This window comes from Pseudomonas sp. zjy_15 (assembly GCF_043101865.1).
Lineage (GTDB): Bacteria > Pseudomonadota > Gammaproteobacteria > Pseudomonadales > Pseudomonadaceae > Aquipseudomonas > Aquipseudomonas putida_Y.
This window is the reverse complement of sequence record NZ_JBICII010000098.1, coordinates 104,158-110,402: the sequence shown is the minus strand read 5'-3', so window position 1 is coordinate 110,402 and position 6,245 is coordinate 104,158. Positions and strand designations below refer to the sequence as shown.

Sequence of the window (6,245 nt, the reverse complement as noted above, 5' to 3'; positions counted from 1 at the left end):
GTGGAAGCCTTCGAACGCGCGTCGAATGTCTGGGTGATCGTTGATGCTGACCATCACTTTCCCCTTGCAGCGGCGCATGAAGTTGGCCATGCGCTCGTACTCCTCGAGCGGAAAATCCACGCCATATCCGGCGGTCTGCCAGTATGGCGGATCCATGTAGAAAAATGTGTGTGCCCGATCGTAGCGCTCGGCACAGTCGAGCCAGGGCAGATTCTCGACGTAGGTACCGGCAAGGCGCTGCCACGCGGCCGACAGGTTCTCCTCGATGCGCAACAAGTTGATGGCCGGTCCGGTGGTCGCGGTACCGAACGTCTGCCCGGTGACCTTGCCGCCGAAAGCGTGCTGCTGCAGGTAGAAGAACCGAGCAGCGCGCTGGATATCGGTCAAGGTTTCCGGGCGCGTCATCTTCTGCCACTCAAAGATCTGGCGAGAGCTGAGCGCCCATTTGAACTGGCGCACGAACTCCTCCAGGTGGTTCTGTACAACGCGGTAGAGGGTGACCAGGTCACCGTTGAGATCGTTCAGCACCTCCACGGGGGCGGGCTGGGGACGCATGAAGAACAACGCGGCACCGCCGGCGAAGACTTCGACGTAGCATTCATGAGGGGGAAATAGAGGGATCAAGCGGTCGGCCAGGCGGCGTTTGCCACCCATCCAGGGAATAATTGGAGAGGTCATAGGTATGCAAGTCTTTACTGTATGGATAAACAGGTGTTAGGCTCGCCGCGCTTTGTGCACAAGGCAGAGGCCACGGCTGGACTTGCAGGAAGGGTCTGCGGGTTCAGCGGGCCGGGCTGGATGTTGACGCATCCACCCGGCTCGCCTCTTTTCATTTGGTGACTGTACGGACGTAGGCCTGGCAGGCTTTCAGTGCGATCAGTCCTCGGTCACCGTCGTCGGTGATACCGATAATTCGTTGAGCATGCGCTGGGTCAAGTCGGGCGCGTATGGCTCCATGAACCACGCTTCCGGTGCAGGCGGCTTCTCGCACCCCACCGTCACCACCCGGGGCGGCAAAGGCTCCGGCGTCGACAAGGACTGACAGCCGCAAGTCAGCAGTAGCCAGCCTGTCACGCAGGTGATCTTGAGTCTGTTGTGCATCGTTCATTTCCTTCCAATGTGTTTTGCCCTGCTCCTGCAGGCGATCTTCTAGGTCTTTGCGCTGGCTTTTCTGCTCCGCCAACTGTTGCAGGGCTGCAGCTGCAGCCTCCTCGCGTTCGCGACCATAGATCCGGTCCCTGTCTGCAAGCTGCTGGACATAACCTGTAGCCTGCTCAGCCAGCTGCTTTCCGTACTCGCTGGCCTGCCAGACCCAGGCCCCACGCCCGCCGGCACAGAGACCGACCGCAGCGGCCAGAAGCGCGATACGCCAATTCATCGGCATTACTGCAGCACCTCCAGCGCACGCTTGTAGAACGCCTGGCGATCCTTCAACCCATTCAGGCCACCATTGATACGCCGGGTGATCAGCTCGAACACCGCGTCATCGGCCCGCAGCACCTTGTCCGAGAGGCTATTGAGTCCTGCCCGCTGCCAGTACCAGCCGGCCGACAGCGACGCATAGACGGGCTGCTCAAGCAGGTCGGGTGTGTTGAGCAAGCGGCTGTCACCGAACAGCGCTTCGCTGCAGGCCTCGTAGTTGTCGCGGCCGGTGATCTGAATGAGCCCACGCCCACGGTACCGCTGACCATCGCCGTCAGCCGCCGGGGTGTTGCCAAGGCGCTCCGCCAGCCGCCCGGTGTCGTACTTGGCCAGGTAGGCATCGTTGCCGAGCTCGCGCACATACAGCAGCTGGCCTGACTCATGGCCGACTTGCGCAAGAAACGCAGCCATACGCCGAGGGGTGACGATCGAGTACTTGCCCATTGTGGCGTTGAGGCCGGGAACAAAAACGCCGGCTTTGCGGCCGGCGTTGGGGAGGATCTGCTGCAGCTGTTGTACTGAGATAGCCATTATTCTCTCCAGTGATGGCCGTGAGCGGCCATAAGGGTTACGCCTATTTCCTTGGCCGAAAAGCAGGTCGCGCCCACCACCAACGCGGCTTGCTTTTTGATCTCCTGCCGAGCGATGTCAGTCGCACCACCATCATGGAGATACCACCACAGGGTTCGACCCCGGAGGGAAGCGGGCACGCGAGAGCACAGGAATCAATCGAAGCCACTCCCGCTTCGCTCCGCGAAGTCCGTGTTGTCGACGCGCAAAAAACAGAAAGTCTCTGCTGCGAAGCAGCAGGCATTATTCCCCCTTTCAGCAGCCCCACCGAGGGACTGATACCCCACGACAGGCTGCGCGAGGCAGCGCCCGCTGATGCAGCGCTAATCGCTAAAAATCGCCCGTACGCGCAGCCTGCCATGGGGTATACGCACCCTTCTGCCGCCAGCTGCATTGGGGCCGCGATGGACGCGATACTGGCCGAGCAGAATGGTACGTACGCCACCTCCGGGCAGATGGCACAGGCAATTGAAGCCGCGCTGAAGCAAGCCGGGTTCATGATGCCTGCTGATCAGTCCTACCAGAGCATACCGGTGACAAGATCGGACTATGACCTGCTGATGCATGCGGCCGAGACATTGCGCCTGGCCGAGAAGACTTGGAAAGCCCTCCCAGGCACCGAACCAGGCCGGAAACGGGCCATACAGCAACAGCAGGATATCTTGGCACTCGCAATTCGCGTGCACGTCCAACTGCGAAAAACTTCGGCCAGCGTCGACAGTGTGGAGGCAGCATGAGCCGCATTCAACGCATCATTTTCAACAAGACGTCGCTGGAGCATGCACTTTCCGCCGTTTGCGGGCTTCACAACATGAGCACCGATCTGATCGCTGGAGATGTATTCCGGCAATTTTCGGAACTGGCTACCTATCAACTGACCCCAGTGACAGTTTGGTGCGGCCAAGGCGGTTTGTACCAATCCAAGATGGAGGCTGTTGGAAACGGCGAGCAACGCATCGAATCTGCCATTCTGATCGACGAACCGGATCTCGCGGGACTTGCCGTCGACAGCGTCGAGGTTGCTCGGCTGGCGGAGGAAAACCTGCAGCACCGAAACCTTCAGATCGAGGCCGACGACCTGATCAAGTCCCTCCGCGCCAAGCTGGCTGAGCGTGATGTGCTACTACGCGATTGCTTCACCGCCATGCTGAAAGGTGGTTACTCGAAGCCCTTGCGCGAGCGCATCAAAACCGCGTTATCCGGCGGGGCACACCATGACTGAGCGCATCCGCCCACCCATGGCCTCACACAGCCTCGACCTGCCCGCAATCTGTGATGTCTGCGGTAAAGGCAGATCGACACGACGACACACGAAGTGCGGCCAGATCCGCCAACAGCGGGAAGGCGACAAGTGGGCAGCCTACATGGCCAACGTGGCCGCTAAACGAGCATTGGGTAAACGGGCCATCGCCCGCCGGGGAGATATTGAATGAAGACAGTAGTACCTAACCCAAAACTGGCGGGTGCAAAGCTATCAGCGACAGTCAGCACTGGCTTCACCGCCAAGAGCGAGTCAGGCGCCCCCGCCCAGTTGGCGATCATTGATGAGTACGGCAACATCCTTGCAGCCGGACAAGACGTGGCATGGGCGGCCTGGCGCGTATGTGTGGAGGTACAGGAAAACTTCTGGGAGGGACAAGGGCACCTGGTGGTCCACACTAGCCCACCTGGCCTCCCACTGGACAACAAAAAGTCAGCTTAAAGATTCAACCTGGGCGGTCGATACCGGCCGCCCACTTTCCAGACTTCCTCTCGACCCTAAGCCATCGGCGCTGCCCTGCCTTGGAAATCAGCAGGACATCGATGTACCAAGCCCTGCGCCCCTCTGGCAATACACCACGCATGTAAACCACGATGCGCTCGAAAGTATCGATCATCAATTGCCGAACCTTATCCCGCGCCTCGACCTCCTGCGCCTCAACTCCGGCGGTTAGATCCGACCATAGCCTTGCATCTGCTGGCCTCTGCCTGGAGGCGATGCCGGCTAGCTCTCGTTCAGCCTGGAGCAGCTTTGCTTTAGCCTTAGTCAGCTGCTCTTCGAGATCACGGGCTTTACGCAGGAACGTAATCGGCAGAACGCCATCACCCTCCCCCAATGCCAACGCTTCAGTAAGCCGGCCGAGCTGGGCTTCGAGATCAGCCACCTGCTTTCGCGAGCTCATAACCCCTTGCTGTAGGTCGCCACTCGGTCCTGCTGGCTGCTGTAAACGCAGCAGGTTCATCTGATCTGAGCAAAACGAAATAACAGCCCGTTCGACAGGTGCAACGCTACAACTTCCGCCCACATCGCACCCTCCTTTGTTCATGTAGGACATGCACATGATACGCCTATGCCCATCCGTCAAAGTCCCATCAGGTCGAACCTTATGCATCACATTCTGCGCGGTCATTGCCGTGCCGCAGTAGCCACAGTAGGTAATACCGATACCAGTCACTATCCCAGGAATGGCTCCCTTCCCTCGCCGACGACTTCGCTGACCTCGCAATAGCTGTAATTCCTCAAACTCAACATCCGAGAGTAACCGAGGATAATAGTCCTCCAACAGGTAATCTTCACCGTCAACACAGATATGCTTCGCACCTTTCAAAGCCACTAACTTGATCAGGCGATAAATCTGCTGTGGAGAGATCCCGAGATAAGAAGTATCGAAGCCCCGTTCCTGGATCATACTGAAGGCTCGATCAGCGCCATATCCTTCGCGATACTTCTCGATGGCAAATCGCACAACTTCGGTACGCTCAGGAATCAACTCCCAGCGACCGTCGACGAAGCGGACCCAGCGAGGGTCGCTGCCATTGCGGATCAAACCACGGTAGTGTCCAGCGATCCAGTCTTCACACAAGCGCTTGATTGAGGCCTTCACGCGCTTACTTTTGGTGTCGCTCTCTTCATGAGCCCGGATCATGACCAGAAGGCTATAGACCAGGTCCATTGGCTGCGCCTTCAACCTTTCCCTATTGTACTCACGGCCGTCACTCGCGGTGACCACGGTAATGCCCGCATTGATGATTTGGGCCAACTGGGCTTGCGCTTGTATCGGTTCTGCCCGGCTGAGACGATCCAGGCCCTCAACAACCAATACAGAGCCGGCCGGGATACGCTCCTCATCAACGGCCTGCAGGAAGACGCCCAAGGCGCCCTGTTTTATGTGCCGCTGGTGAAAGGCAGAAAGGCCCTCATCCCTCAAGGAAAGCGACTCGTCTAGTGTGAGTCCCCTTGCCGCAGCCCATGACTTCGCATACTCAGCCTGCCTGTCCGCACTGTTCCCTGCTGCTTGGCGCGGGTCAGAGAACCGCAAATAGCTGTAGACCACTCCCTGAGACGCTTGCATGCCCTTGATTCTACTCTAAACGTGAAAAACCGAAGTATATATTACCACTCAAAGGGCCAACCAGTGGACACATGATCATGCCGAGATGATTCTGCTAGCCGGCGCTCAGCACGCAGGGGATTGAAAAAAGAAACGAATTCATAAATGATGCCCACACCAACATTCACAAAAAATGACGAAGAATCATGAACATCTCCACACTACTCATATTCATACCTGCTTGTTTTGCACTGAACATGGCTCCCGGCCCAAATAACCTGCTTTCGGTTAATAACGCCACACATTATGGTTTCTGGGCTTCATGTCTTGCAGGCACCGGAAGGCTAATTGCTTTTGCAGCAATGATAGCGCTCGCAGCAGCGGGCTTAACGGCTGTACTCGAAACGTCCGAACTGGTGTTTCTAGGTATCAAATTTCTTGGCGCTGCTTATCTATTCTACTTAGCTTTTAAACTTTGGACAGCAAAGATTCAAAATCAGGAGACGAGCGATGCAAAACCAAGAAGTCTTGTGAACCTAGCGAAACAAGAGTTTGTCATTGCAGCTGGAAATCCAAAAGCAATATTGATATTCACAGCATTCCTACCACAATTCATAGACCCAGCACATGATGTCGCGCCGCAGTTTGCAATGCTGGGTGCTCTGTTTTTGGTACTCGAGATGATCGCACTGGCAGGCTATGCCTTAATCGGGTTGCACCTGCGACGCTGGTTCAATAACCCCAAAGAAAAACGTCTTTTCAACCGCATCTGCGCGGTGCTGCTATCTGGCGCAGCCTCGGTACTGCTCGCCACGCGGCGTGCATAAGGCCTCTCAGCAGCTAAGGGAGAGCTGTATATTTGGGTTCCGGTAGCCTAGCTGAATATCCCGGCACCCTTGTGAGTGGAGCCTACTGAGAGGGCGATTCAGCTATCGACCCAGG

The 6,245-nt window shown here is 57.3% G+C and carries 9 protein-coding genes; 5 read left to right on the top strand and 4 right to left on the bottom strand.

Features of this window, described 5'->3' with window-relative positions:
• The 3 genes from ACF8EF_RS18060 to ACF8EF_RS18050 form a co-directional block, all read right to left on the bottom strand.
• A partial coding sequence (locus ACF8EF_RS18060; RefSeq protein WP_392529293.1) for a DNA adenine methylase occupies positions 1–678 on the bottom strand: 678 nt, incomplete at its 3' end.
• 151 nt (positions 679–829) lie between these two features.
• On the bottom strand, positions 830–1,384 hold the full coding sequence (locus tag ACF8EF_RS18055; protein WP_392529291.1) for a lysis system i-spanin subunit Rz: 555 nt from the start codon (positions 1,382–1,384) through the stop codon (positions 830–832).
• Positions 1,384–1,953 (bottom strand): glycoside hydrolase family 19 protein, encoded by a 570-nt coding sequence (locus tag ACF8EF_RS18050; protein ID WP_392529290.1) that lies wholly within the window; start codon positions 1,951–1,953, stop codon positions 1,384–1,386. The genes ACF8EF_RS18055 and ACF8EF_RS18050 overlap by 1 nt, the downstream gene beginning before the upstream one ends.
• Positions 1,954–1,973: 20 nt before the next feature.
• Here ACF8EF_RS18050 and ACF8EF_RS18045 point away from each other — a divergent pair, with 20 nt between their 5' ends.
• Genes ACF8EF_RS18045 through ACF8EF_RS18030 form a run of 4 tightly spaced genes read left to right on the top strand, consistent with a single transcriptional unit; the run spans position 1,974 to position 3,694 of the window.
• Positions 1,974–2,729: a hypothetical protein gene (locus tag ACF8EF_RS18045; RefSeq protein WP_392529288.1), complete on the top strand. Its 756-nt coding sequence runs from the start codon at positions 1,974–1,976 to the stop codon at positions 2,727–2,729.
• Positions 2,726–3,214 carry a hypothetical protein gene (locus tag ACF8EF_RS18040; RefSeq protein ID WP_392529286.1) on the top strand — a complete coding sequence of 163 codons (489 nt, stop codon included), beginning with the start codon at positions 2,726–2,728 and terminating at the stop codon, positions 3,212–3,214. Before ACF8EF_RS18045 ends, ACF8EF_RS18040 begins: the two co-directional genes overlap by 4 nt.
• Entirely contained in the window at positions 3,207–3,425 is a 219-nt protein-coding gene (locus ACF8EF_RS18035; protein ID WP_392529284.1) for a hypothetical protein, read from the top strand. Before ACF8EF_RS18040 ends, ACF8EF_RS18035 begins: the two co-directional genes overlap by 8 nt.
• Positions 3,422–3,694: a hypothetical protein gene (locus ACF8EF_RS18030; protein WP_087535010.1), complete on the top strand. Its 273-nt coding sequence runs from the start codon at positions 3,422–3,424 to the stop codon at positions 3,692–3,694. The genes ACF8EF_RS18035 and ACF8EF_RS18030 overlap by 4 nt, the downstream gene beginning before the upstream one ends.
• Before the next feature lie 4 nt (positions 3,695–3,698).
• On the opposite strand, the gene ACF8EF_RS18025 is transcribed toward ACF8EF_RS18030, so the two are convergent.
• Entirely contained in the window at positions 3,699–5,324 is a 1,626-nt protein-coding gene (locus tag ACF8EF_RS18025) for a recombinase family protein (protein ID WP_392529282.1), read from the bottom strand.
• Between the two features lie 185 nt (positions 5,325–5,509).
• On the opposite strand from ACF8EF_RS18025, the gene ACF8EF_RS18020 reads away from it, so the two are divergent.
• Positions 5,510–6,130, top strand: coding sequence for a LysE family translocator (locus ACF8EF_RS18020; protein WP_392529280.1), 621 nt, complete (start codon positions 5,510–5,512; stop codon positions 6,128–6,130).
• Positions 6,131–6,245 lie beyond the last annotated feature (115 nt).

Bases quoted from the DNA above. Each gene is read 5' to 3' on its own strand.
- ACF8EF_RS18055 (WP_392529291.1), bottom strand. From the start codon at position 1,384: ATGCCGATGAATTGGCGTATCGCGCTTCTGGCCGCTGCGGTCGGTCTC.
- ACF8EF_RS18035 (WP_392529284.1), top strand. From the start codon at position 3,207: ATGACTGAGCGCATCCGCCCACCCATGGCCTCACACAGCCTCGACCTG.
- ACF8EF_RS18025 (WP_392529282.1), bottom strand. From the start codon at position 5,324: ATGCAAGCGTCTCAGGGAGTGGTCTACAGCTATTTGCGGTTCTCTGAC.
- ACF8EF_RS18050 (WP_392529290.1), bottom strand. From the start codon at position 1,953: ATGGCTATCTCAGTACAACAGCTGCAGCAGATCCTCCCCAACGCCGGC.
- ACF8EF_RS18020 (WP_392529280.1), top strand. From the start codon at position 5,510: ATGAACATCTCCACACTACTCATATTCATACCTGCTTGTTTTGCACTG.
- ACF8EF_RS18030 (WP_087535010.1), top strand. From the start codon at position 3,422: ATGAAGACAGTAGTACCTAACCCAAAACTGGCGGGTGCAAAGCTATCA.
- ACF8EF_RS18040 (WP_392529286.1), top strand. From the start codon at position 2,726: ATGAGCCGCATTCAACGCATCATTTTCAACAAGACGTCGCTGGAGCAT.